Origin of the sequence: Coleofasciculus chthonoplastes PCC 7420 (assembly GCF_000155555.1) — a bacterium.
Lineage (GTDB): Bacteria > Cyanobacteriota > Cyanobacteriia > Cyanobacteriales > Coleofasciculaceae > Coleofasciculus > Coleofasciculus chthonoplastes_A.
Window position 1 is genome coordinate 133,719 of record NZ_DS989857.1, and the last position, 22,749, is coordinate 156,467.

Consider the following 22,749-nt stretch of genomic DNA (forward strand, 5'->3'; position numbering starts at 1 on the left):
ACCTACCCCCTGAAGCTAGCTCAGTTGTAACCCAGTTCATGTTAAGATCCATTTCAATTCTGAAAATTCGTTTAGAAAGGAAGACTTAACTATGGAAGCAGCCATGCTGTTGGCAAAATTGCCTGAAGCCTACTCTATCTTTGACCCTATCGTAGATGTTCTCCCAGTCATCCCCGTCTTTTTCTTGCTGCTAGCGTTTGTTTGGCAAGCGGCTGTGGGTTTCCGGTAAATCAATAAAATCAATTATGGCAAGGACACCCAGTTAGGGAAAATGGCACTGACTTTAGAGTTTGTAGTAAGCGATGCGAAGGCTTCTGGCACGCTTCGTGCCTACTACGAACCTAGCTTAAGTCAGCAGCATTCCAGTTAGGGGTGTCCTGATTCATAGTCCACAGCTTTATATATTTAGCTGCGTCCGCCAATCGTTTTCTGAAACGCCGATCGCTCACCAAGGCGTTTAATATAGTCTGAGATAGCTGGGTACTCGCTCAGGTCAAGCTGTAACATGATCGGGATATAACTCAAATACGATCCCACAGCCACATCAGCGACACTAAACTGATCTCCCAACAAGAACGGTTGATTCTGTAAACGCTGCTCAAGCGGGGGAAATAATTTCGGCATTTCCCGCTCTCGACTCGCCTCCACAAAAATTCCCGGACCAAGCGTCGCATTGGCAAACAAAATCCATTGAGCTATGGTTGCTTGCTCCTCCAATCCGTTCAGGTTGCCATATTTTTGAGCCAGGTAGAGCAAAATTGCTCCTGACTCCCACAGTTGAAAATCCCCATCCACAATAGCTGGGACTTTACCCATGGGATTAATCGCCAAATAATCCGGCTGGCGATGTTCTCCAGCTTGCATGTCCAACAGTATATAGTCGTAGGGAACGCCCAGTTCTTCTAAATACCACTGGACAATTGACGCCCGACTGCGGGAGCCACCATAAAGTTTCAGCATCGTCGTTTGGGTTATAGAACTTTGTGAGTGTATTCGTGCTGTTTAACGTCGTCTTCCTTGCGCACAACTCGGATCTGATTTAGCACCCGCTTGCGTTCGATGGAGTAGTTAAAATCATCGCGTGTTGTACCGGGGGGAATGTGGGCTTGTGCCTCCGGACGAGTTTTGTACGTGCGAGCTGCTGCGATCGCGCGGGCGATAAAATCGTCGCAAAAATGAGCCTCTGCGGGAAATTCCGGCGGTTTTTCTGGGGTGTCACCACTGATCACCTCGCCCAGTGTGGTGCCATGCGCCATGGAATAGGAGGTCGGAATCCCTTTGAGAACTGCCTCCAGAGCCGCCGAAGGAATCGGTTCCAGGATTTTCACCTCCTCAACTTCACCCTCTTGTTTCAAGAAGCAGGTGGCTAACCCTACCACTAAATAGTTATCCGCACTAACGTCAGGAGCATCCTGTAATGCTGTTGTCGTTGCCATATTTTCAGTGTCCTTAACGATTCCCAACCCAAACCAATCAGTTACTTGGGTTGCATTTTACCACCTTCTAGACTGGACATTCTTTATTGGTGAGTTAGACTGGGCAATCTCTTGCTGGAGAATGTAAAGAAACGTTGCAGATTTCTGGCAGGTTACCGTTAGCCCTGTAAGGTTGGGGGACAGAGCATCGCCAGATGGCAATAAAGGTTTGAGTGCTGATTGCGAGCGGAATGAACTCGTGTTCGATTGTGCCAATTTTTGTAGGTTCACACAGCTAGCGGGGTGAACCACACCCAGGATAGAGGGAATGACTCAGCTTCATTGATTAAGATTTCAGGAAAGCAGCTAAGCTGTGCTGTAGATTTCTCATAGAACATCAATCAGTTGGGTTGGCTGGTGATTATGAAGAGGAGTAAAGACGCCTCAGGAAGTGACACACCGACACCAACTCGCGGGGTGCAGCCAGACTTAAGGTTGATTGTAGATAGACCGCAGGTGTTGTTGGAGGACGATTATGAACGCTCATGTATTTATCAAAGGCGATGAAGAGAATAGACAATGGATTCCCATGTCCCGCCGGAAACCCCAGCCTTTACCCATGATTACACTGACCCCTCGAACCCCTGACCACCTTTCGATTAAAAATTTACGCACCTCAGCTCAACGCCAAGCCAAACAGGGAGAGTACAGTAGTGCGATCGCGCTTTTGAGTCAGGCAATTAAACATCATCCTACCCACGCCATTGACTATAACAACCGAGGATTGATTTACTTCCAAATGGGTCAGCGTCAAAAAGCTTTAGACGATTACAACCGAGCTTTACAACTCAATCCCGAATTGGACAGCGCTTACAATAATCGCGGCAATTACTATGCTGCCATGGGACAATTAGCCAAAGCACTCGCCGATTACGAAAAAGCATTGGATCTCAATCCGCGTAATGTTCGCACTTGGATTAACCAAGCCATCACGTTTCGGGAATTAGGGCTTTATGACCTCGCTATAGAAAACCTCGACTTGGCTTTAATCCTGGGATGCCTACAAAACCACATCTATGCCGAACGAGGTCGTACCTATCATCTGCGGGGAGACTGGAACTGCGCGATCGCTGACTATCAACGCGCCCTCTCTCAACTCCCTGTGTCAGGAACCTCGGGTCGCCTGCGCCAGAAAGTTGAAACCTGGATGGGTGAGTTACTTGATCCCTTAAGCGCATGAATTCAAACCTCAACTGGGGGTTGAAAGTGTTCCCTGTTCCCTGTTCCCACCCCAGAATTTATTCAGCAGCCCCTATTTAGTTATCGGGCATGAGACGTCGATCTTCCCAGACGACTTGACGCTGATTTGGATCAACCCGATAACTTTGATCTTGCATAACTCGTCTAGCTTGTGCCGGATCAAACGCTTCGCCGAAGTCATTGCGGAGTTTCTGAACACGGCTTTGGGTGCGTTTCACTTCTGATCGTACTTCTTGCAACTTCGCCTTTTGGGACAGATGATAAGGCAACAGTTGTGCCAATCCCGCGATCGCGGCAGTACAAAGAATCAGATTTACCACTAATTTAACCGTAATTTCACCTGCCACAACGGAGTCGGAATGCCGCCGTGGACGACGCTCTTGGCGAGGAACCCTGCGGCGGGTTGGTAAAGGTTGCCGAGTGGGTCGAGAGGTTGGGATTGCATTCATCTCAAAAAAACTCGCTGGAGACTCCCGTTATCGTCTTTGATTTAGCGGCAGAGGAAAGCTCGGCAAAAAGTAATCGCTTCCCTTGTACAAAAGTTGGTAAGACCCCTACCGCCTTATTGACTAACGACGTTTGACGCGCCAGCGTTCGCCTCTCGTCTGGATAGTTACAGACTCGTGCTTTTAAACTGTACGCCTAGGGGCTAATGGAACGTATGTCCGTTGCCAAAAGGTTGACAATCGCTAACATTTTCGTCCGGCTTCATCCTGGCAGTGTCGGCACTCACCAGTCCACCGACTGACACGACCGAGCTGGTTGTCTAAAGTTCAGATCATAGACGAAGAGTTTTCCGCAGGCAATACTCTGCTGAGGATAGTCAGATACCTTACAGCATTTTGCTGCCATGATCAGAAATTATGAGATGAGGGGTGCAACTCAAACCGTATCCACAAGACAAGGGTTGACATCACACCCCTCATCCTCGCCAGTTCCCAGCCCGATTGAGAATGAGAACTACTTATAGAGTTCCGTAGCTAGACGGAAGGCTAAGATACCGGGAATGAGCGCTACGACGAGAGCGACGAAAACTTGGGTATCTGAAAGGGACATGGTTTACAAGCTCCTAATTAAACATCAATATGACCTTTAGTCTACTGGCTATTGCTCCGTTTTCGGCAGAAATTTTGGGCAACACGTTAAGATTAGTTAACAGAAGGAACCATAGTTGCCGAGCAAGTGCAGCTTACATCCTCGTCAATACTCGAAATCATTATTTATTTCATTAATGCTGGATCAAGTTTTTAAGTTACCGTTCAATCTAGGAATAGAAGCCCCCTTAGTCCTGCTGATTTTGGTTGCCCTCGAAGCGGTGCTGTCAGCCGATAACGCGATCGCGCTGGCAACAATTGCTCAAGGGTTAGAAGACAAGCAACTTCAGCGACAAGCGCTGAACTTTGGCTTGGTGGTGGCTTACATTCTGCGGATCAGTCTGATTCTGACGGCAACGTGGGTGGTCAAGTTTTGGCAATTTGAACTTCTCGGCGCGGCTTATTTGCTTTGGTTAGTCTTCGAGCATTTCACCTCCGAGGAAGATGAACAACATCACCATCATGGACCCCGATTTACATCACTGTTACAAGTAATTCCTCTGATCGCCATTACTGATCTAGCATTTTCCTTGGATAGTGTCACCACCGCGATCGCAATTTCTGACCAAATCTGGCTGGTTCTGGCAGGTGGCACTATTGGTGTGATTACCCTACGATTTATGGCAGGTTTATTCATCCGCTGGCTACAGGAGTATGCCAATCTGGAGGATGCAGGTTACATTACCGTCGGTATAGTCGGATTGCGACTTTTGGTTAGAGCGATTAATCCAGAATTCGTGCCGCCCGAATGGTTAATGATTACCATTATTGCCTTGATCTTCCTGTGGGGATTTGCCCAACGCACGAATGAAGCTGACAACTCACTACCAGAAGTTAATGAACAGCCTGAATAAGTCGGTGGGAAAAATTAAAGTTAATGGCGAGGATCGTCATCTGTCATTTGTTATACTCGCTCCCTTGAGAAGCAAACTACGTCATTTGTGATAATTGAACGGTTAGGTCGGGGCGGGTTTAGTTATATCAGGGTGACAACGAAACGTTAGTGGTAAAACCCGCCCCTACAAAAGATGTTTCATCAGAATGTCTCTGCTCCCCCAGCTCCCCCAGCTTCCCCTGCTTCCCCAGCTCCCCCAGCTTCCCCAGCTCCCCTGTTCCCTCCCCTCACTACCTAACTATCGGGCATTATCCCGGCGATAATCGCGGCTAAAATTGCCACACCAAAGGCGACGCGATACCAGACAAAGATCCAAGTGTTTGAGGTTTGTAGGTAACGAATCAGCCACGCGATCGCAGCATAAGAAAATACGGCTGATGATATCACGCCCACGGTGAGAGGCATGAATCCCCCCTCCCCAACTCCGGATTCTAATAAATCCTTTAACTCGACTAACCCGGCTAGGGTAATCGCGGGGATACCCAGCAAAAAGGAAAAGCGGGCGGCTGTTCCTCTTTCCAATCTCATAAACAAGCCTGCTGTAATCGTTGAACCCGATCGCGATACGCCAGGAACAAGTGCCAAGGCTTGAGCAAATCCCATCAAGATGCCATCCTGCATCCCTAACTTATCGAAATTTCGCTCTCTCGTCCCGATCTTTTCGGCAACGCCCAACAGCAGCCCCATAAAAATCGAAGCACAGGCGATCGCGACGGTACTCCGCAGGGGCGAATTATCAAAATCGGGAATAAATATCTTAATTAACAAGCCACAGAAGACAATCGGTAAAGTACCTAAGCCGATACCCACCGCCATGCGAAAATCGTTGGCTTGGTAATCCTTCCTCTGAATCGCTTGAATTGTGCCTGTGGAAATTTGCCATAAGTCTGACCAAAAATACCACAGCACGGCGGCAATACTCCCCAGTTGAATGATTGCCGTAAAAGCCACCCCCGGATCACCCCAGCCTAATACTACAGGCACGACTTTTAAATGCGCTGTACTGCTAATCGGGATAAATTCCGTTAACCCCTGCACCATTCCCAGTACCAACGCCTGAACTATGTTCATCTGGGAGGTGGATTGGGTTGTGGGTACGGCGACGTCTGTGGGAATGGTGGTGCCAAAACTCTTCAACGGTATGGTGAGTAAGGCACTCAGAAGGCTAATCCTTAAAAATTTAGACCACCGCCACTGCAATTTGATCATGTAAGTAGTCGGATAAGTAGTCGGACATAATTCAAGTTGAGCATAAGGACAAGAGAACAGGGAACAGTCAGGAGCTGAGGCTTGTTAAAATTCCCAATCCCTAATTACTAATTACCAGTCACCCGCTTTCATCGGCATTCTGGCATAGCTTGATCGCGATCGCAAACTTTCTGGAGGTGCTAGCTATACCCTATAATAGGTCATATCCCCCTAGGGGGGATAATGCTCATGATATATTGAGATATGTAAACATAAGTAAAGAAAATTAAACAAATCGTGTTTCGCAATAGTATGTTTTCTGATACATCCTCCAACTACTCCGATCCATCAGAAGAGGTTTGGTTTTTGATGTCAATCCGTAGCCCCCTGAATGGTCTAGGGATAGGCTCAAAAGCTAGAGTTCAAGGCTGGTGGCTGTTTGCTGCTGCCTCATTTCTGGTTTCTGTCCCTGTGTTTGTGCAAGCGCCATTAGTCCGGCAACTTCCCTGGTTGAGTTTACTGTTGACCTTAGGATGGATCTGGCTGGGATTCAAGCTACTGGCGCGTCCAGGGATGCGAGTATGGGGAGATTTGTTACTGGGTTTTAGTTGGTGCTGGCTAGCCGGTTCAATTTATTGGGGCTGGCTGCGGGCTGAACCTCTGTTACATTTACCCATCGAAGCCATTGGTCTACCGTTTGCCCTGTGGGGGTTATGGCGGGGTAGAGGCGCTGTAGGTAATTTGTTTTACCTGGGTTCTCTGTTCGGGACGGCTCTCACCGATGTATATTTTTATTTAACGGATTTGATTCCCTACTGGCGTCAAATCATGGACGTTGATCCAGCCTTAATCACCCCGATCTTGCAAGAAGCGATCGCACAAGTACAAACCCCTTGGGGAATTAGCTGGGCAGCGGTTTTAGGATGTACACTAGGATTAGTAGGATGTGGGGCATTGACCCGAGGGCAATTGCCGTGGTGGGCATTTAGTGGCGCAGTATTGAGTACAATTTTGGTAGATAGCCTATTTTGGCTAGCAGCTACACTGCAATAAAAGCTCATGAATGTCTACAGTAAACAAATATTGACATCAAACCATAAGGGTAGTGAAGTTTCCGGAATCACTCGTTTGGCTTCAGAATGCATCTACTAGGATATAGACTTAATCCTCTGTTTATTTTTTAACCCGTCGTTGCTTCTGTGCCTGTGGTGACTCTACGATCCACTCCCTATTTACTTCTACCGACTGAGACAGGTAACCGCTACCTCCCCCTGGTGGGTAGTAATTGCTGGACAGTTGGTCGCGGAGATGATAACAATTTTGTCCTCTCTGATCGTTGGATTTCCCGAAATCACGCGATGTTACAGTGTACTGAAACTGGTGATTTCTATCTAATTGATTTGGGAAGTCGCAATGGTTCTTTCGTGAATGGACGCCGAGTGAGTATTCCGGTGACATTACGAAATGGCGATCAGCTGATGTTTGGTCAGACTGAACTGGAATTTCATTCACCATCCGATACCCGTACCCGCGATTATAGCCAACCCGCAAGTAGTGAAACCCTAACCTCTACGTTACATGTGCGCCGCCTCATGTCGGTGATGGTGGTGGATATCCGTGACTTTACGGTTCTAACTCGCCAACTGGATGAAAAGATTCTCTCTGCCGTGATTGGCACCTGGTTTCGCCAATCGGGAAATATTATCCGCAAATCGGGAAGTTGGGTGGATAAATATATTGGCGATGCGGTGATGGCAATTTGGTTTCATGGGCATAAAGGGGTGAGTAAAGACGAAGCTATGAATGTGTTGCAAGCGGTTAGCGATTTGCACCGGATGACGGCATCCCTTTCCAGTCAGTACCCCCTACCTTTCCCGCTACGCATTGGTACGGGAGTGAATACGGGTTATGCGATGGTGGGAAATACGGGCAGTGGAGATCGCCCTGACTATACTGCAATTGGCGATACAGTGAATGCGGCGTTTCGTCTGGAGTCGGCGACGAAACAAATTGGTCTGGATATTGCTTTGGGAGAAGATACCTATAGCTATCTGGAACAGCTAGGATACAACAACCTGGGCTTTAAACAACATATTGTTAGCCTGAAAGGGTATGAGAAGCCAACCACTACCTATGCGGGAACCTATGCTGATCTGAATAAGTTCTTAGCGACTCGCTGTTCGGAAAACTTGACTTAAACCGGGTTAAATCGGTCTGAGTTGTGATACCTAACCTGGAAAACCTCGGCAAACTTGGCAATTACTATGGGGCGGACTTGGTCTACGGTAATATTAGGAATAAACTGGGCAAGACTACCCACTGGTTTATCGGCAATTCCACAAGGGACAATGCGCTTAAACCCGCTTAAGTCGGGGTCAACATTTAGGGCAAAGCCGTGCATGGTAATCCAACGACTAACTTTAATGCCAATGGCGGCAACCTTGCGTCCCTCAAGCCAAACACCAGTCATCCCGGTTTCGCGATCGCCTTTGAGTCCATAAACCGCCAACACTTCAATTAAGACGGCTTCTAACTGTCGCAGATACCAGTGTAAATCTTGCTGATAATATCGTAGATTGAGAATGGGATAGCCGACGAGTTGACCGGGACAATGGTACGTGACTTCACCTCCCCGTTCTATACGGTGAACCTCCAAATCAGCTTCTGTAGGGTTGAACTTGAGGAAGTCTAAACTTGCACCTTGACCTAAAGTATAGACTGGTGGATGTTCCATTAATAAGAGAACATCATCAAGGGTGGGATCGTTAATCCGTTGTGACAGAAGCGATCGCTGTTGTTCCCAGGCGACGGTATATGGTATAAGTCCTTGATTGTATAGTAAGCATTGACGTTGTGCCATTCACGTCCTATTCTCTGAAGATAACTTACCTATAGCAGCCCTAAATAGGTCGCAACAGATATAATAGTAATAACACATCCCTAGTAAAAAGACAAAAGATGAACATTATAGATGAATTGGCTAATTTTATCAATCAGACAAAAGAGACCAAAGAAATTAAAAGAGCCTTGGCGGTAAAAATGATTTTGGAAGGAAAATCTTATCGTGAAGTCAAAGAACTATTAAAAGTTTCTCACAGTTTTATCAGCCAATGGAAAAATCAAGCGCTTTTTCAGGGTGTAGAAAGTTTAAAGCTTCAATATAAAGGTAGAGCAGGTTACTTAAAATCTGAAGAAAAAGAGCAAACAATTCAGTGGTTGAGAGAACAAGATTATCTAAGATTATCAGACTTGCAGAAGTATTTGCAGGAGCAATATAATGTAGTTTTTGAGTCCAATCAAAGTTATTATAGCTTATTTAAAGAGGCTCAAGTGAGTTGGAAAAAGACTCAAAAAAAGAATCCGGCTAAAAATGATGAATTAGTCAAAGCTAAAAAAAAAGAAATAGAGGCAAGGCTAGAAAAATGGAAACCGGAAATAGAAGCTGGAAGCCGGACGGTGCTTATGCTTGACGAATGTCATCTGCTGTGGGGTGATTTGTTAGGTTATGCGTGGGGAAGAACAGATGCAAGAATAGAAGTCCCTCTCAAAAATGAAAAAGAAAGACAGACTTATTATGGGGCTTTAGATTATCAAACCAAAGAGTTTATAGTCAAAGAATATAAAAGTGGAAACAGCGAAAATACAATCGATTTCATCGAATATTTACAAAGGAAACGACCCGGAAAAAAATTATCGATATTTTGGGATGGTGCAACTTACCATGATTCCAAGCAGTTTCGAGAATACTTAAAGACAATTAATCAAGATTTATCAGAGGAAGACTGGTTGATAAGTTGTACGAAATTTGCTCCGAACGCTCCCGAACAAAATCCAGTCGAAGATATTTGGTTGCAAGTTAAAACTTTCATTAGACAATTTTATCATCTTTGCAGCTCTTTTAAAATAGTTAAGTGGTTATTTAAGTTTTTTGCTGATGGTCAAATATTCGATTTTCCCAAAATATTTCAGTATGGAAAATTGCCACAATCTATTTAGGATTGCTATATTATGAAAGACAAACTTATCTATTGGGTAAATCAGTTATTAGTTGCTGATTTCTTCCTGGTTTTATTCAGCTTTTTCTGGTTCGCGATCGCGCTGTTGGGGCGATCGATTGGTGTTTCACTGGGATTAGACCTGTGGTATAGCTTGTGGAACCCTGTCTTTACACCCGCGATCGGTCTTTTAATGGCAGGTGCGCTGTTCACTGGACTGATGAACCAGATTAACAAGCGTTTGAATTCAGATTGAACGAAATAGTTAAGCGCAGTCCCCAGGAGTGCGAAACGAAGATAATAAGCGGCAGCATCCTTAGTCTGGTTTTTCCTGATTTTTCACATACTTTAGGAGTTTGTCTAGGGTTGCCCTGGCTCCTACTGTAATTAGGGCATAGCTAAGCTGTTATGCATTTAAATTGGGTATTAGTAGCGAGCAAGATGCAAAGCCTGCGGCATGGCTTCGCTAAACGCACTACAAGGATTTCACCATTATTGACATTAAGGTTTAAATGTCGAACAGCTTACTAGCCCAAAACATAGGTGATGCAAGGTGTTTCCATCAAAAACCATGGAAAAAGTCGGCACACCAGGGAAGGAGCAAGAGAATCCGGTTCCCCTTCTCCCCACGGAGGGAGAAGGGGTTAGGGGATGAGGGGGAATTCCGAGTCGCAATCACTCTCTCAGTTGTTCGCTGCTGTCGGTTTCAATCCCTGATAGGGATTCAGGGGAATTCCGAGGACGGTCATCTGGAAGCCTGAGACTATGTAGTTATCAAGGTACAGTTGCGCGACTGATAAAAATAATAGCATTTCAGGCATAGAGTTTGACAAGAGCCTATTTATACAATTCGCTGAAAACCAGTTACAGTATACCTTTCAGAAATTGCGCGGCTGAAATTTTACGGCAATGGTGTTCAACCCCTGATACACCAAGCGATTCAGCCATTTTTCTAGAGCCGCCTCAAAAAACACCTACACATCCGCGCTATTGGCAAACTTGATACGCTCACCCATCTGCCAGTAGCGACCGACCTCTCCATTTTAGTACACCAAGTCATCGATTTATCTCTCCCAATATCTCAAAAAATCCCTAAAATGTCGCATTTTACCAAATAAGTGGGAACACTCTAGCTAAATCCAGTAGGATTTGTCCTGCACTTGATCACCGATAGGCTATGGCAAGACGTTCGCTCAAAGCATCTACAGAAGGCATCCAAAAAGCCAAACAAGCGTTCCTGCGTAAGGGATGGACACAGGAATACTTAGCCGGAGAAGTAGGTTTAGAAACTCGTCAGCCGATTTGGAAATTTTTTAAGGGGAAACCTGTTGATCATCACGTTTTTATCGAAATTTGCTTTCGCCTCGATCTTGATCTCGACGAAATAGCCGCGTTACCGTCAACGGCTAACCCCCACCCCAAGCCGAATGTTCAAACGATTGACAATGATATTAATACTCTCGTCAATCAAGTGCGACAAAAGCATCATGATAAACTGCACCATCAATGTGGAACCCTACGTCTATTAGATATTACCCGACCGATTGATTTAGATGAACTCTATGTCGATGTTAATATCCTCGAAGAAATTAGCAGTCAACGATGGCTCGACCTCAACGATCTACAAGGCGACAAATCAAAAGACTTTGATCGCTTGGGCTTAGGCAATGTTCGACTGGAAGGGCTTGCCGGACTCAAAGCCGTGGAACGATATGGCAAATTAATGGTATTAGGAAAACCTGGTGCCGGGAAAACCACATTTTTACAACATCTGGCGATTCAATGTAATACGGGTAAATTTAAACCGGAACAGGTTCCCATTTTTATCCGCCTGAAAAACTTTGCCGAGGATGCTTGTTGTGAAAATAATGGGAATCTTTTTAACTATATTACCCAAGAATTTGAGCGTTGCCAGGTGACAGCCCCAGAGCTGGAAACGGTTTTAAATCAAGGCAGAGCATTGCTCTTACTCGATGGCTTGGATGAAGTGCCAGATACCTGGAGTGATGCCGTCATTCGCCAGATTCGCCAGCTAGCCGACCATTATTATAAAAATCAAATTATTATTACCTGTCGGATTGCCGCTAAAGAATACAGGTTTCCCGGCTTTACTGAGGTCGAACTGGCTGACTTCAAACGCCCTCAAATTGAACAGTTTGTCAAAAATTGGTTTATCGCCGTTGCCCGGAATAAACCTGCATCAGGATTAAAAAAGGCGGCGCTATTTTTGGAACAGTTAGAAAGTCCCGAAAATCAACCAATTCGAGAACTGGCAACAACGCCTGTCTTGTTAAATCTGAGTTGTTTAGTCTTTCAAACTAAAACAGAATTCCCCAAAAAACGCTGTGATCTCTACAAACAAGGACTTGATCTGCTACTGATTCGGTGGGACGAAGCCAGAGGGATTAAACGGGATGATATTTATCGTAATTTATCCTTGTCCCATAAGCTACAATTGCTGAGTCAGATAGCCGCCATAACATTTGAGCAAGGGGATTATTTCTTTACCGAAAGCACCCTCGTCCATCTGATTGGCGACTATTTACAGCAACAGTTAGGCGATCGCCTGGATCTGGCTACCCTAGAATTAGATAGTGCGGCGGTGTTGAAATCCATTGAGGCACAGCATGGTTTATTAGTTGAACGGGCGAGGGGAATTTATTCGTTTTCTCATTTAACCTTTCAAGAGTATTTTACAGCAAGGGCAATTGTCGCTGATGCTGAAACCTCTATTCCCCAGTTATTGTTCCATTTCACCGAAAAACGCTGGCGGGAAGTGATTTTACTCACTGCCCAGATGTTACCCCATGCTGATGGAATGATACAGTGCCTCAAGCAACAGATTGATGCTTTAGTTGTGGCAGAGGTAGAGAAGCCGCATAAAAACGAGCGATCGCCCGCCAAATTGTCCCCTGCTGAACCCACCGCCCAGACGTTACCAGGGCTACTTGACTGGGTGCGAAAAAAAGCCTTGACTGTCACCACCTCCTACAAATCGGCGGCTGTTCGTGCCTTTTACTTAACCCTTGCTTTACCCCCCAATCATCGACTCGCGGGTGACTCCACATTAGCCTTAGCCATTGATCCTAGACTCGCAGGTGAATTAGCTGGGGATATCGGATTAGACTTAGCCTTAACTCAAGCATTAGCCGTTGCGATCGCGCTGACTCCTGATCTGGTTGATGATCGACTCAATGCCTTACACCTTGCCCTTGAACTCGACTATCTAACCCAAGATACTCCACTTAGTACCGCACTCCGGCAATTGAAACAGCAGTTGCCTAACTGCCAAGACGATAAAGATAAGATTCAGCAGTGGTGGCGTCAGCATAGTCAAGAGTGGGTAGCGCAGTTGCGATCGGTAATGATTGACCATCGAAATATAGGGTATGAATGGCACTTGGGTGCGCTATGGCAAAAACGGTTTGATTCCTATGATTATGCTAATCGGTTAATCGTAGACTGTCTCAAGAGTAATTGTCAGCTCACAGCTACTGTAAGACAAGAGATTGAGACAACGTTATTATAGGGAGTGCTGAAAGAAGTTGTCCAACACGCCCAATCACCCTGAGTCGATGGATAGGTGATATAGTCTAATCAGCAAAAATACTTAGTTAAACAAGAACCTATGACTTTTTTGCAACTTGCCGTCATTACCTGTCTCACCTTTGTGTTGATCAAATTTACCGCCTCTGTCTTTGGCTATGGCAATAATCGCTTCTTGAATAGCTTGGTTACAGCCATCCTCGCTATTTTTGTCACCTTTGAACTGGTGAAGCTGCTACAGGCAGTCTTCATTAAATTAGGATAGGGCGGTTAAAACCGCATCTACACAAACAAAACCTGCCTTCGCAGGTTTCTAAATCGTGATGTTTTCCTACACGCTCCCCTACAGGTACAGTATAGGCGTCCTTTGTCGCCGTTTTAGAACCCACATTCGGCAGATATTTAAACGAGATTCATAGCGGTGAATTTGAACAAACACAAGCCTACGATGCTGTAGGGGCGACTCGCCTGCATCAATGAACACTACCCATCCACTCAATTGTATCGGGTCGCCCTTTACTCAAACGGCGCCTGAATTCCCAAATCGCGATCGCATCCGACCCCACCCCGATAGAAGAAGGATATACCATAAAACAATACCCAGACTTTCACGGTATCTGGCGCAATGTTTGTAGGGGCGGGTTTCACTATTATCTTTTCGGTTGCACCCAGATGTAACTAAACCCGCCCAGACGTGCCATGGCGCGTCTGGGCTATTGTAGAGACGCGCCATGGCGCGTCTCTACGTCCCGTGAACAATCACAAACAATACTCCCTCTTCGACAAGCTAATGGTGAAGCAGTTTTGGCGGTGGCTGATGCGGCTGAATCAGCCCCTATTACCCCCCTTCCTCAAACAGAAACGACACAGGCGGGTGAAACGTCAACGCTTCAGTGATGCAGACTATCAGCAGCTATTTCGGCAACTGCTAACGGGGGTGAGTCAGGGATGGAACTCAGAAGAGGTATTCCAACAGTTAGGACATCGGATGAATGACCGCTATTTTAAGGCGTGGCTGCGAGAGTATGGGAAGCAGTTACGGAAATTGCCAGAGGCGGATCATCAGTTGGCGTCGCAGTTGGTGCGGTTGAGTCGGGTAGGGTGTGGGGAATTGGGGGAAATTGCCGCAGAGATTGGTAGGGAGTTTGCAGAAGGAGAACTTTGCTAGATGACACCATCAGAAGGACAAGACATCAATGAATACTTAGCACAGCAATGGTTTAATCAGGGATGTGAATATTTTCAGTTAGGGCAATTTGAACAAGCGATCGCATCTTATGATAAAGCCCTTCAAATTAAACCTGACGACCACAATGCTTGGTACAACCGGGGGACTGCGCTATTGAATATAGGAGAATATGAAGAGGCGATCGCATCTTTTGAAAAAGCCCTTCAATTCAAACCTGATTCCTACGAAGCTTGGCTTAACCGGGGTTTAGCGCTGGCTAAATTAGGAGAATATGAAGAGGCAATCACATTTTTTGACAAAGCCATTCAAATCAAACCTGATTCCTACGAAGCTTGGCTTAACCGGGGTTTAGCGCTAGCTAAATTAGGAGAATATGAAGAGGCGATTGCATCTTATGACAAAGCTATTCAAATCAAACCTGATAAGCACGAAACTTGGCACAACTGGGGTTTGGTGCTGGATGATTTAGGAGAATATGAAGAGGCGATCGCATCTTATGACAAAGCCCTTCAATGCAAACCAGACTTGCACGAAACTTGGCACAATCGGGGGGCTGCGCTAGCTGATTTAAGAGAATATGAAAAGGCGATCGCATCTTATGACAAAGCCCTTCAATTCAAACCAGACTTGCACAAAACTTGGCACAATCGGGGTAAGGCGCTAGGTGATTTAGGAGAATATGAAAAGGCGATCGTATCTTATGACAAAGCCCTTCAAATTAAACCTGATAAGCACGAAGCTTGGCTAAGCCGGGGTTTAGTGCTAGCTGAATTAGGAGAGTATGAAAAGGCGATCGCATCTTATGACAAAGCCCTTCAATTCAAACCTGATTTCCACGACGCTTGGCTAAACCGAGGGATTGCTGCTGGAAATTCCCGACACTATAATCCCGAAGCGGCGACTTTTTTACAGTTCCAATTCCCTGATACCTCCCCAATCTTGCCAAATCCCACTTTAACTCAACGGGGTTATCAAGGGGCATTGTTATCTTTTCAAGAAGGCTTAAAGCATTGTCTCCAAGACACCCACCCCGAAGGTTGGGGACGATTGCATCAATACAGAGGAATCGTCCACTATTGGCAAGGAAAATACCAGCCCAATTACCGCGACTATTGGCGTAAAGCCCGAACCGAATATCACCAAGCCTTGATTACCCTCACCCCAGACGCCTATCCTGAACAGCATTTAGAAGTTATCCAAAACCTCATTCGCGCCTTATTGGGTTTAAACCAAGACACAGAAGCCAAGGAATGGCGCAACCAAGGCTTAAAGGTATTCCAGAATTTATTAAATCGTCAAAAATCCACATTCCAGAAACGCCGACTCCTGGCTAAATTCCTCCCCTTCTCCCAAATGCGAGTCGATGTTTTAGTCGAAGAGGGTGAACCTATCTTGGCATTAGAAACCGCCGAGATGAATAAAAATCTCTATCTTACCTGGATACTTGATGCCCGAAATGAAACCACGCTTAGTCCCGATTATCGCCAGATACAATCCCTCACTAATCCCACAACCGCGATTATTTATTGGCATCTGAGTCCAAATGCCCTGACGACGTTTATTATTAAACACAATAGCCAGAATCCGATTATTATTGATGCACCTCTCTCCCCGTCGGGGGAAGTTAGGGGGATTAAACCCTTAGAGGATTGGATTAAAATCTGGGATTACTCCTATCAAGAGTATCGGAAGAATCCCCCCCAGCCCCCCGTGCAAAAAAAGCGAAGCAACATCTGGCTTCCCCCTTTTGAAGGGGGACGGGAGGGGGATCGAAAAGGGGGACGGAAGGGGGATAAAATGGATGAGCAAGACTTGGGGCAATCTTGGCAGGATAATTTACCTAAGTTACTGGAAGAGTTACATCATATCCTGAATATTCCCGCCATTTTAACTCAACTAAATTCTGAATCTAACGCCAATCCCAGCACTCAAATTCAAAATCTAATTCTGATTCCCCACCGCGACTTACACCGCTTCCCCCTCCATGCATTATTTCCCGATACATTCACGATTACCTATCTCCCCAGCGCCCAAATTGGACTCAATTTACATAACCGTGGAGAGATACACCCTATTTTGCCCCTACTGATTGATTCTCCCCCTCACCAAAACTGTAAATCGCTTCCCAACGCCGTTGTTGAATCAGCCGCGATTGCCCAATTGTTCCCCAATTCTCAGCGCATTTCCGGTGAGCAAGCCACGAAAACCACGGTTACTAATGCTCTTAACGGAAATTACACTATCTTCCACTTTAGCGGACATGGAACGTATGAGTACGAGACACCCCAAAACTCAGCCTTACTCCTCAATCATCAGGATAAATTAACGATTAATGATATCCGTCAGCTTTGCTTAAATTCCTATTACCTCGTCACCCTCGCCGCCTGTGAAACCGCCCTGACTGGAAGAGAAACGATTGAAAAAGATTATGTGGGATTAGTCAGTGCGTTTGTTTATCAAGGGGTTTCCCATGTCTTGAGTACGCTGTGGATAATTCTTGATGATATAAGTAGTTCGCTGTTCATCGTTTATTTTTACTGTCAACTGAAAAAAGGGAAACCGCCTGGGGTAGCGTTGACGAAGACTCAAAAGTGGTTACAGAATCTCACCTATCAGGAGTTGGCGCTATATTATCAGGAGTTTGAGCAACAACTACCGAAAGAAGAAAATACCCTCCGCCCCAAGATTAGAATAGAATTGGGCAAAATCCGTGACATGGAACCCGATAAGCAGCAAGCAAAACCATTTCAACATCCCTATTATTGGGCGGCGTTTACGATTACAGGTGCGCCACCAGATAATCCATGATACCCGTAGGGGCGCACCGACGTGCATTGGTGTCAACTTAAGGTAGAAAACTAATACAGGGCGAGCATTTCACCCTCATCCCCTAACCCCTTCTCCCATCAAGGGAGAAGGGGAATTGGAATATAACACCTTTCTTGCTCCCCTCTCCCCGGCGTGGGAGAGGGGCTGGGGGTGAGGGGTTGAGCTTAAGTTGATACGGATGACCGACGTGCGCCTTTTGCCAACAGACGTGCGCCCTTTGCCAACCTGCGTCTAATTTAACCGTAAATTAGTGATGGTGCGTTACGCTTCGCTAACGCACCCTACAATTTTGCTTGTTGATGAGTATTAAAGACTCGTGGGCGAGTATTAAAGACTCGTGGGCGAGTATCAAAGACTCATGGGTGAGTATTAAAGACTCGTGGGCGAGTATCAAAAACTCGTGGGCGAGTATCAAAGACTCATGGGCGAGTATCAAAGACTCATGGGTGAGTATTAAAGACTCGTGGGCGAGTATTAAAGACTCGTTGGCGAGTATAAAAGACTCGTTGGCGAGTATAAAAGACTCGTTGGCGAGTATAAAAGACTCGTTGGCGAGTATAAAAGACTCGTTGGCGAGTATCAAAGACTCGTTGGCGAGTATCAAAGACTCGTTGGCGAGTATCAAAGACTCGTTGGCGAGTATCAAAGACTCGTTGGCGAGTATCAAAGACTCATGAGCGAGTATCAAAGACTCATTCATTATAAGTGGGTGCACGTCGGTCATTGGTGTCAACTTAAGCTCAACCCCTCTCCCCCAGCCCCTCTCCCACGCCGGGGAGAGGGGAGCAAGAGAATCCGGTTCCCCTTCTCCCCACGGTGGGAGAAGGGGTTAGGGGATGAGGGGGAAAATACTGAATAGCCATATTGGATGAGAGAATAAGGTAAGGTGAATGGAGAACCTTACCCATGAATGACTATCACCAACAATTACTAACCGCCTTCCTGAATGGTTTAGCCAAATTAGAACAACCGTTACCGCCAGAGGTGCAGTCTCAACTTCATGATTTAGCCGAACAGATGAAAGCCAATCCCCATACCATTGGCAATCTGGATAGAATTGCAGAACGCTATCCTCCCCTCGATACTCTGTATCATCAGGAATGTCATCAACTTGAGAATAATGTAGGCGTTCGCAATAAAGGATTACCTCCCCTCCCTATCCCCAACGAAGCCACCCAAGAACTCACGAATTCCGCCATTGATATCTTTAGCGCTGCTGATTCTGTGGCTCAAGCCAAGACTAGGTATCGTCCTCCTAATCCCGGCTTATCCCCTGTCGAATTTTGGCAATTTTATCGCCAAGAAAGCTATCACCTATTAATCTGGCTCTTTCCCCACGATTCTACCCCAGATGCGATGCGAACCCAGGTACAAGCCACCTATTATGACGGGTTGCGCTTGTTTCAATACCGCCATAAAATCGTTTGGTCGTATTACCAAAGCCAAGTCCGTAAATCTGACCTTAAAGGGGAATACGAGGATATTCAACCCGCGATCGACACAATTCAACAGATGACTGAACAATGTGAAAAAAACCGGATCAGGTTGGGGCATTTGCAACAAACGATGAAAGAACACTTGATTAATTTATCGCAGTATGCTATTGCTTTAAACGCCCTGCAAAACCAAAGCCGTACCCTAACGATTAATCTAGAAAACTATCACTATCGGCTGCAAAGTATACAGAAAAAGTATCGCGGGAGCGACTTAACGGTTCTGGAAGAATTCAGCAGTGAACTCTACGCCCAGAAATACCAGCGCCAAGTCGCCTCCGACTGTGAGAACTTCCAACCTGGACTCACATTGCTAGAGAATCTAAATAGTAGCCTACAAGGAATTATCAACGTAGAGCAAACCAAGAGCGATCGCGCTCTCAATAATACCATTGCCTTAGCTGGGATTGTGCTGGGGATTAGCGGCTTAACGGCTACGGCGATTTCCGTACAACAACCCCAACCGAAATCCTACACCGATGTTTCGTTTTTATCCTCACCCATTTTTATCTGGAGTCTCGGTTTAAGCGCCCCGTTTCTCATCGCCCTCCTCTATCGTCTCATCGCCCATCTGTGGCGGCGTTAAATTGGTGTTAGCTGGAATGGAACTGACTTAAGGCTGGTGGGCAATGCCCACCCTACGGTATTAGGACTTAATAATATAGTCCGCGTAGGCGGACTTTGTTTGTGTAGCCGCGATTTTAATCGCCGTGGTAAAAAGGGGTTTCCAATGGCGGATTTGGTGTCACTGCCCATCCCAAGCGAGTAGGCTGCTGGTAAATCCGTTTCAACGTGTTGATATCCCGCACGGAGATTTCCGGCGGATAGCGAACTTGGGAATAGTACATCGTATCCGTTTCCACCGGAGAATGACCCCAAATCCCCAACGCATGTCCGAGTTCATGACGAGCCGTGGCTAGGGTATAGTCTACGGTTTGGTGGGGACTCAGATAAATAGTAAACTTATGGGCTAAAATACGTTGTGATTCCTCAACGCCGGGACGCAGATAAAATTCGTAGCGAGTTTCTGCGGTACGGGCGCGAATGTTCTCAAATCGTTGGGTTTCGCGGTTAAACGAGGCTTGCAAAGGAGGACGCGATCGCACTATTGTAATATCTGCTGATTCCGTCTCAGAAACCACCTGTAAGGGCAAATAAACAGTCCATTCCTCTACGGCTTGTAAAACAGCATCGTACCAATCGTGAAATCGTTTAGCACTAGCCGAGGATTCCGCTGATTCTTTGGGGTGTTCAATATAAACCTGAACCGGAAACTCAGACCAAACCAGATGCTCCACCGGGGTTAACTTAATCTCCGTGAAATAATCACCAGCATCAGTCTGATCATCCCACTGCGCCAATGGTTGGGGGAGCGGGTGAGGTTGAGGCGTCGGGAGAGAGAACGGAATCCCAGGGACATGCCAAGATATCGATAGTAACAGAATCAACCCACTGGTCAAGATCGCTATCCACAAGAGACGTTTCCTGGTGCTATAGAGGAAACGCCTCAACCTGCGAGTTGCACTTTTTTTCATCCCAAATTGGTGACTTGGGTCATTCCTTCCTAGATAATCCTTGGGTGTAACCCAGTTAACATTGCTGTTTTTGTCTGGGGTCAGTTGTAACAGACAACGAACAGCAAACAATGGACAAACCATTATTGATTCAACCACCCTGCACTGAGAACAATGGTTAAACCGATAAAGATAATGGCAAGCACCCAAGTCACCCGGTTGAGGGCGGTTTCGGCACTTTTGGCACTGGTAAACAGTTGGGCTTGACCGCCAATTCCACCAATACCATCCCCTTTGGGACTATGAAGCAACACTAAAACAATCAAACCGAGAGCAGATGCTGCCCAAATAATTTGCAGAACTTGACTGGTCATACTTGATTATGGCTTATTTGTCAATGGCAATGTGGTCTTCTTTTTTCGTCCAAGACCAAAGACTATAAAGCAACTCGTACTGGCGTCCGATTCTTCCGTACATCAAACTCCACGGGTTTAATCATAGAACGTCCCGTCATGTCTTCCGGTTGTGGCAGGTTCAAGATGTCCAGAATCGTTGGCGCAATATCTGCCAGCCGTCCATCGCTCCGCAGAGCAACGTCCGTGCCATGTCCAGGGATTTTTAATTTTTCCCCTTCTATCAAGATAAAGGGTACAGGATTGGTTGTGTGAGCCGTCCAAGCATTACCTTGTTCATCTCGCATGTATTCCGCATTCCCGTGATCGGCGATAATGATCGCGGTTCCGCCCACTTTGTTGATGCTTTCAATCAACTTTCCTAAGCAGTGATCCACGGTTTCAATGGCTTTCACACAGGCGTCTATATTTCCCGTATGTCCAACCATATCTGGGTTGGCGTAGTTGATCACCACCAAGGAGTAAATCATTTTGCTAATCGCCTTTACCGCCACATCCGTCACATCGACGGCGGACATCGCCGGGGCGCGATCGTAGGTTGCGACCATGGGACTGGGAATCAGTTCCCGATCCTCTCCTTCAAAGGGTAATTCTAAACCGCCATTAAAAAAGTAGGTGACATGGGCGTACTTCTCCGTTTCAGCGGTGCGGAATTGGCGCAACCCATTCCGAGAAACGACTTCGCCGAGAATATTATTCAAGTTCTGCGGCTCAAACGCTACTAGCACTGGAAAATGGGGATCATACTGGGTAAACGTGACAAACGCTAGGGGTTTAATCAGTTCCCGTTCAAATCCGTCAAATTCCGGATCAGTCAAAGCTTGGGTCAATTGTCTGGCGCGATCGGGACGGAAGTTAAAGAAGATTATCCCATCCCCCGGTTCCAATGCACCCGACGTAATCCGAGTCGGCAGAATAAACTCGTCAGTAATGTCCGCCTCATAAGACGCTTGCATCACCTCAACCGCACTTCGACCATCCCCATTTCCATCCTGGGTGAGCATATCGTAAGCTTTTTGGGTGCGATCCCAGCGATGATCGCGATCCATGGCATAGTAGCGACCACTAATGGTGGCAATGCGTCCCATGCCAATTTTGTCAATATGCTCTTGAATGGTCTGAAGATAGCTGATCCCGGAGTTGGGGTTGGTATCCCGACCATCCATAAGGGCGTGAACGCAAACATCAGAGAAACCTTGGGATTTAGCAAAATCGAGTAATCCCAGCAGATGGTTGATGTGGGAATGCACACCACCGTCCGAACATAAGCCGATTAGGTGTAACTTCCCCCCTTGATGCTTCAGTTCTTGGCTCAATTTCTGCAGGGCTGCATTCTCCCTGATCGAACCATCTTCCACAGCATCTGAGATGCGAACTAGTTCTTGGGGGACGACACGCCCAGCACCGATATTCAGGTGACCCACTTCCGAGTTACCCATTTGACCCTCTGGTAGACCAACATCTTTGCCAGAGGTGCGAATGGTTGTACTGGGATAAGCCGTCAACAGGCTATCCATCACAGGGGTTCGAGCCATGGCAATGGCATTTCCATCCCTGGCTTCACGATAGCCCCAGCCGTCCAAGATGACTAGCACCACAGGAGATACAGGTGCTTGCATCATAGTATCGCTCTTTATTCCTATACTAATTTCACCGCCATGATATCATTAGTTTCTTGATTTGATGGCTAATTTTTGCCTTTCTTTTGACTTTTTAGCCATTTTGCCGGAAAATTTAGCGACTTCTTTGGTCTATTTTCTTTCTCTGGAATCATTGTTCTCGATACGCTCTTTGCAGAGGATACTTGTTGACACTATTCTCAACTAGCTGACTCTTGTATCATGAACACCACTCGCGTTAACCTGTCATGCATTTAAATTGGGTATTAGTAGCGAGCAAGATGCAAAGCCTGCGGCAT

Annotated in this window: 23 protein-coding genes; 13 read left to right on the forward strand and 10 right to left on the reverse strand. The window is 46.3% G+C overall.

All coding sequences use genetic code 11. From position 1 onward, the window contains the following. The first annotated feature begins 91 nt into the window (after positions 1 to 91). Positions 92 to 229 carry a photosystem II reaction center protein K gene (locus tag MC7420_RS22570; protein ID WP_006103223.1) on the forward strand — a complete coding sequence of 46 codons (138 nt, stop codon included), beginning with the start codon at positions 92 to 94 and terminating at the stop codon, positions 227 to 229. Positions 230 to 405: 176 nt separating this feature from the next. Here MC7420_RS22570 and MC7420_RS22575 read toward each other — a convergent pair whose 3' ends face one another. Then, complete coding sequence (locus MC7420_RS22575) at positions 406 to 960, reverse strand: glutathione S-transferase family protein (protein ID WP_006103175.1); 555 nt, start codon at positions 958 to 960, stop codon at positions 406 to 408. A gap of 11 nt (positions 961 to 971) precedes the next feature. Then, positions 972 to 1,436, reverse strand: a complete 465-nt coding sequence (locus MC7420_RS22580; RefSeq protein ID WP_006103250.1) for a hypothetical protein — start codon at positions 1,434 to 1,436, stop codon at positions 972 to 974. Between the two features lie 514 nt (positions 1,437 to 1,950). Here MC7420_RS22580 and MC7420_RS22585 point away from each other — a divergent pair. After that, positions 1,951 to 2,655: a tetratricopeptide repeat protein gene (locus MC7420_RS22585; RefSeq protein WP_006103198.1), complete on the forward strand. Its 705-nt coding sequence runs from the start codon at positions 1,951 to 1,953 to the stop codon at positions 2,653 to 2,655. Between the two features lie 76 nt (positions 2,656 to 2,731). Here MC7420_RS22585 and MC7420_RS22590 read toward each other — a convergent pair whose 3' ends face one another. After that, entirely contained in the window at positions 2,732 to 3,124 is a 393-nt protein-coding gene (locus tag MC7420_RS22590) for a slr1601 family putative cell division protein (protein WP_044209014.1), read from the reverse strand. 511 nt (positions 3,125 to 3,635) lie between these two features. After that, a complete protein-coding gene (gene psaM, locus MC7420_RS37155; RefSeq protein ID WP_071777246.1) occupies positions 3,636 to 3,731 on the reverse strand; it encodes a photosystem I reaction center subunit XII in 96 nt (31 codons plus the stop codon). 175 nt (positions 3,732 to 3,906) lie between these two features. On the opposite strand from psaM, the gene MC7420_RS22595 reads away from it, so the two are divergent. Continuing rightward, positions 3,907 to 4,623, forward strand: coding sequence for a TerC family protein (locus tag MC7420_RS22595; protein WP_006103236.1), 717 nt, complete (start codon positions 3,907 to 3,909; stop codon positions 4,621 to 4,623). A 275-nt stretch (positions 4,624 to 4,898) separates the two neighbouring features. On the opposite strand, the gene MC7420_RS22600 is transcribed toward MC7420_RS22595, so the two are convergent. Then, positions 4,899 to 5,873, reverse strand: coding sequence for an undecaprenyl-diphosphate phosphatase (locus MC7420_RS22600; RefSeq protein WP_006103169.1), 975 nt, complete (start codon positions 5,871 to 5,873; stop codon positions 4,899 to 4,901). Between the two features lie 348 nt (positions 5,874 to 6,221). Between MC7420_RS22600 and MC7420_RS22605 the strand changes: the two genes are divergently transcribed. Beyond that, positions 6,222 to 6,905, forward strand: a complete 684-nt coding sequence (locus MC7420_RS22605; RefSeq protein WP_044209087.1) for a DUF3120 domain-containing protein — start codon at positions 6,222 to 6,224, stop codon at positions 6,903 to 6,905. 152 nt (positions 6,906 to 7,057) lie between these two features. Beyond that, on the forward strand, positions 7,058 to 8,050 hold the full coding sequence (locus MC7420_RS22610; RefSeq protein ID WP_044209089.1) for an adenylate/guanylate cyclase domain-containing protein: 993 nt from the start codon (positions 7,058 to 7,060) through the stop codon (positions 8,048 to 8,050). On the opposite strand, the gene lipB is transcribed toward MC7420_RS22610, so the two are convergent. After that, positions 8,047 to 8,712, reverse strand: coding sequence for a lipoyl(octanoyl) transferase LipB (lipB, locus tag MC7420_RS22615; protein ID WP_006103173.1), 666 nt, complete (start codon positions 8,710 to 8,712; stop codon positions 8,047 to 8,049). The genes MC7420_RS22610 and lipB overlap by 4 nt on opposite strands. A gap of 98 nt (positions 8,713 to 8,810) precedes the next feature. On the opposite strand from lipB, the gene MC7420_RS22620 reads away from it, so the two are divergent. The 4 genes from MC7420_RS22620 to MC7420_RS22635 all read left to right on the forward strand — a co-directional run bounded on the left by MC7420_RS22620 (position 8,811) and on the right by MC7420_RS22635 (position 13,658). Beyond that, complete coding sequence (locus MC7420_RS22620; RefSeq protein WP_006100142.1) at positions 8,811 to 9,848, forward strand: IS630 family transposase; 1,038 nt, start codon at positions 8,811 to 8,813, stop codon at positions 9,846 to 9,848. A gap of 12 nt (positions 9,849 to 9,860) precedes the next feature. Further along, on the forward strand, positions 9,861 to 10,103 hold the full coding sequence (locus MC7420_RS22625) for a hypothetical protein (RefSeq protein ID WP_006103127.1): 243 nt from the start codon (positions 9,861 to 9,863) through the stop codon (positions 10,101 to 10,103). A gap of 921 nt (positions 10,104 to 11,024) precedes the next feature. Then, a complete protein-coding gene (locus MC7420_RS22630; RefSeq protein WP_006103147.1) occupies positions 11,025 to 13,376 on the forward strand; it encodes an NACHT domain-containing protein in 2,352 nt (783 codons plus the stop codon). Positions 13,377 to 13,475: 99 nt separating this feature from the next. Next, a complete protein-coding gene (locus MC7420_RS22635; RefSeq protein WP_006103216.1) occupies positions 13,476 to 13,658 on the forward strand; it encodes a hypothetical protein in 183 nt (60 codons plus the stop codon). 255 nt (positions 13,659 to 13,913) lie between these two features. Here the strand turns inward: MC7420_RS22635 and MC7420_RS40180 are convergent, their stop codons facing one another. Next, positions 13,914 to 14,126 carry a hypothetical protein gene (locus MC7420_RS40180; RefSeq protein ID WP_006103189.1) on the reverse strand — a complete coding sequence of 71 codons (213 nt, stop codon included), beginning with the start codon at positions 14,124 to 14,126 and terminating at the stop codon, positions 13,914 to 13,916. Between the two features lie 18 nt (positions 14,127 to 14,144). On the opposite strand from MC7420_RS40180, the gene MC7420_RS22640 reads away from it, so the two are divergent. From MC7420_RS22640 to MC7420_RS22655, 4 genes are all read left to right on the forward strand, one after another. Further along, entirely contained in the window at positions 14,145 to 14,561 is a 417-nt protein-coding gene (locus MC7420_RS22640) for a hypothetical protein (protein WP_157453281.1), read from the forward strand. Further along, positions 14,562 to 17,390, forward strand: a complete 2,829-nt coding sequence (locus MC7420_RS22645) for a CHAT domain-containing tetratricopeptide repeat protein (protein WP_006103267.1) — start codon at positions 14,562 to 14,564, stop codon at positions 17,388 to 17,390. It abuts the gene before it with no gap. Between the two features lie 320 nt (positions 17,391 to 17,710). Continuing rightward, a complete protein-coding gene (locus tag MC7420_RS40185; protein WP_157453282.1) occupies positions 17,711 to 18,088 on the forward strand; it encodes a hypothetical protein in 378 nt (125 codons plus the stop codon). A gap of 229 nt (positions 18,089 to 18,317) precedes the next feature. Then, positions 18,318 to 19,490 carry a hypothetical protein gene (locus MC7420_RS22655; RefSeq protein WP_006103113.1) on the forward strand — a complete coding sequence of 391 codons (1,173 nt, stop codon included), beginning with the start codon at positions 18,318 to 18,320 and terminating at the stop codon, positions 19,488 to 19,490. A gap of 115 nt (positions 19,491 to 19,605) precedes the next feature. Here the strand turns inward: MC7420_RS22655 and MC7420_RS22660 are convergent, their stop codons facing one another. From MC7420_RS22660 to gpmI, 3 genes are all read right to left on the reverse strand, one after another. After that, positions 19,606 to 20,439 (reverse strand): peptidase, encoded by an 834-nt coding sequence (locus MC7420_RS22660; RefSeq protein WP_044209097.1) that lies wholly within the window; start codon positions 20,437 to 20,439, stop codon positions 19,606 to 19,608. A gap of 122 nt (positions 20,440 to 20,561) precedes the next feature. Next, entirely contained in the window at positions 20,562 to 20,792 is a 231-nt protein-coding gene (gene secG, locus MC7420_RS22665) for a preprotein translocase subunit SecG (RefSeq protein ID WP_044209019.1), read from the reverse strand. A 62-nt stretch (positions 20,793 to 20,854) separates the two neighbouring features. Beyond that, a complete protein-coding gene (gene gpmI / locus MC7420_RS22670) occupies positions 20,855 to 22,453 on the reverse strand; it encodes a 2,3-bisphosphoglycerate-independent phosphoglycerate mutase (RefSeq protein ID WP_044209023.1) in 1,599 nt (532 codons plus the stop codon). Positions 22,454 to 22,749 lie beyond the last annotated feature (296 nt).

Coding starts and splice junctions, on each gene's coding strand:
- MC7420_RS22570 (WP_006103223.1), top strand. CDS start 92: ATGGAAGCAGCCATGCTGTTGGCAAAATTGCCTGAAGCCTACTCTATC.
- MC7420_RS22575 (WP_006103175.1), bottom strand. CDS start 960: ATGCTGAAACTTTATGGTGGCTCCCGCAGTCGGGCGTCAATTGTCCAG.
- MC7420_RS22580 (WP_006103250.1), bottom strand. CDS start 1,436: ATGGCAACGACAACAGCATTACAGGATGCTCCTGACGTTAGTGCGGAT.
- MC7420_RS22585 (WP_006103198.1), top strand. CDS start 1,951: ATGAACGCTCATGTATTTATCAAAGGCGATGAAGAGAATAGACAATGG.
- MC7420_RS22590 (WP_044209014.1), bottom strand. CDS start 3,124: ATGAATGCAATCCCAACCTCTCGACCCACTCGGCAACCTTTACCAACC.
- psaM (WP_071777246.1), bottom strand. CDS start 3,731: ATGTCCCTTTCAGATACCCAAGTTTTCGTCGCTCTCGTCGTAGCGCTC.
- MC7420_RS22595 (WP_006103236.1), top strand. CDS start 3,907: ATGCTGGATCAAGTTTTTAAGTTACCGTTCAATCTAGGAATAGAAGCC.
- MC7420_RS22600 (WP_006103169.1), bottom strand. CDS start 5,873: ATGATCAAATTGCAGTGGCGGTGGTCTAAATTTTTAAGGATTAGCCTT.
- MC7420_RS22605 (WP_044209087.1), top strand. CDS start 6,222: ATGTCAATCCGTAGCCCCCTGAATGGTCTAGGGATAGGCTCAAAAGCT.
- lipB (WP_006103173.1), bottom strand. CDS start 8,712: ATGGCACAACGTCAATGCTTACTATACAATCAAGGACTTATACCATAT.
- MC7420_RS22620 (WP_006100142.1), top strand. CDS start 8,811: ATGAACATTATAGATGAATTGGCTAATTTTATCAATCAGACAAAAGAG.
- MC7420_RS22625 (WP_006103127.1), top strand. CDS start 9,861: ATGAAAGACAAACTTATCTATTGGGTAAATCAGTTATTAGTTGCTGAT.
- MC7420_RS22630 (WP_006103147.1), top strand. CDS start 11,025: ATGGCAAGACGTTCGCTCAAAGCATCTACAGAAGGCATCCAAAAAGCC.
- MC7420_RS22635 (WP_006103216.1), top strand. CDS start 13,476: ATGACTTTTTTGCAACTTGCCGTCATTACCTGTCTCACCTTTGTGTTG.
- MC7420_RS40180 (WP_006103189.1), bottom strand. CDS start 14,126: ATGGCGCGTCTCTACAATAGCCCAGACGCGCCATGGCACGTCTGGGCG.
- MC7420_RS22645 (WP_006103267.1), top strand. CDS start 14,562: ATGACACCATCAGAAGGACAAGACATCAATGAATACTTAGCACAGCAA.
- MC7420_RS40185 (WP_157453282.1), top strand. CDS start 17,711: ATGAGTATTAAAGACTCGTGGGCGAGTATTAAAGACTCGTGGGCGAGT.
- MC7420_RS22655 (WP_006103113.1), top strand. CDS start 18,318: ATGAATGACTATCACCAACAATTACTAACCGCCTTCCTGAATGGTTTA.
- MC7420_RS22660 (WP_044209097.1), bottom strand. CDS start 20,439: ATGAAAAAAAGTGCAACTCGCAGGTTGAGGCGTTTCCTCTATAGCACC.
- secG (WP_044209019.1), bottom strand. CDS start 20,792: ATGACCAGTCAAGTTCTGCAAATTATTTGGGCAGCATCTGCTCTCGGT.
- gpmI (WP_044209023.1), bottom strand. CDS start 22,453: ATGATGCAAGCACCTGTATCTCCTGTGGTGCTAGTCATCTTGGACGGC.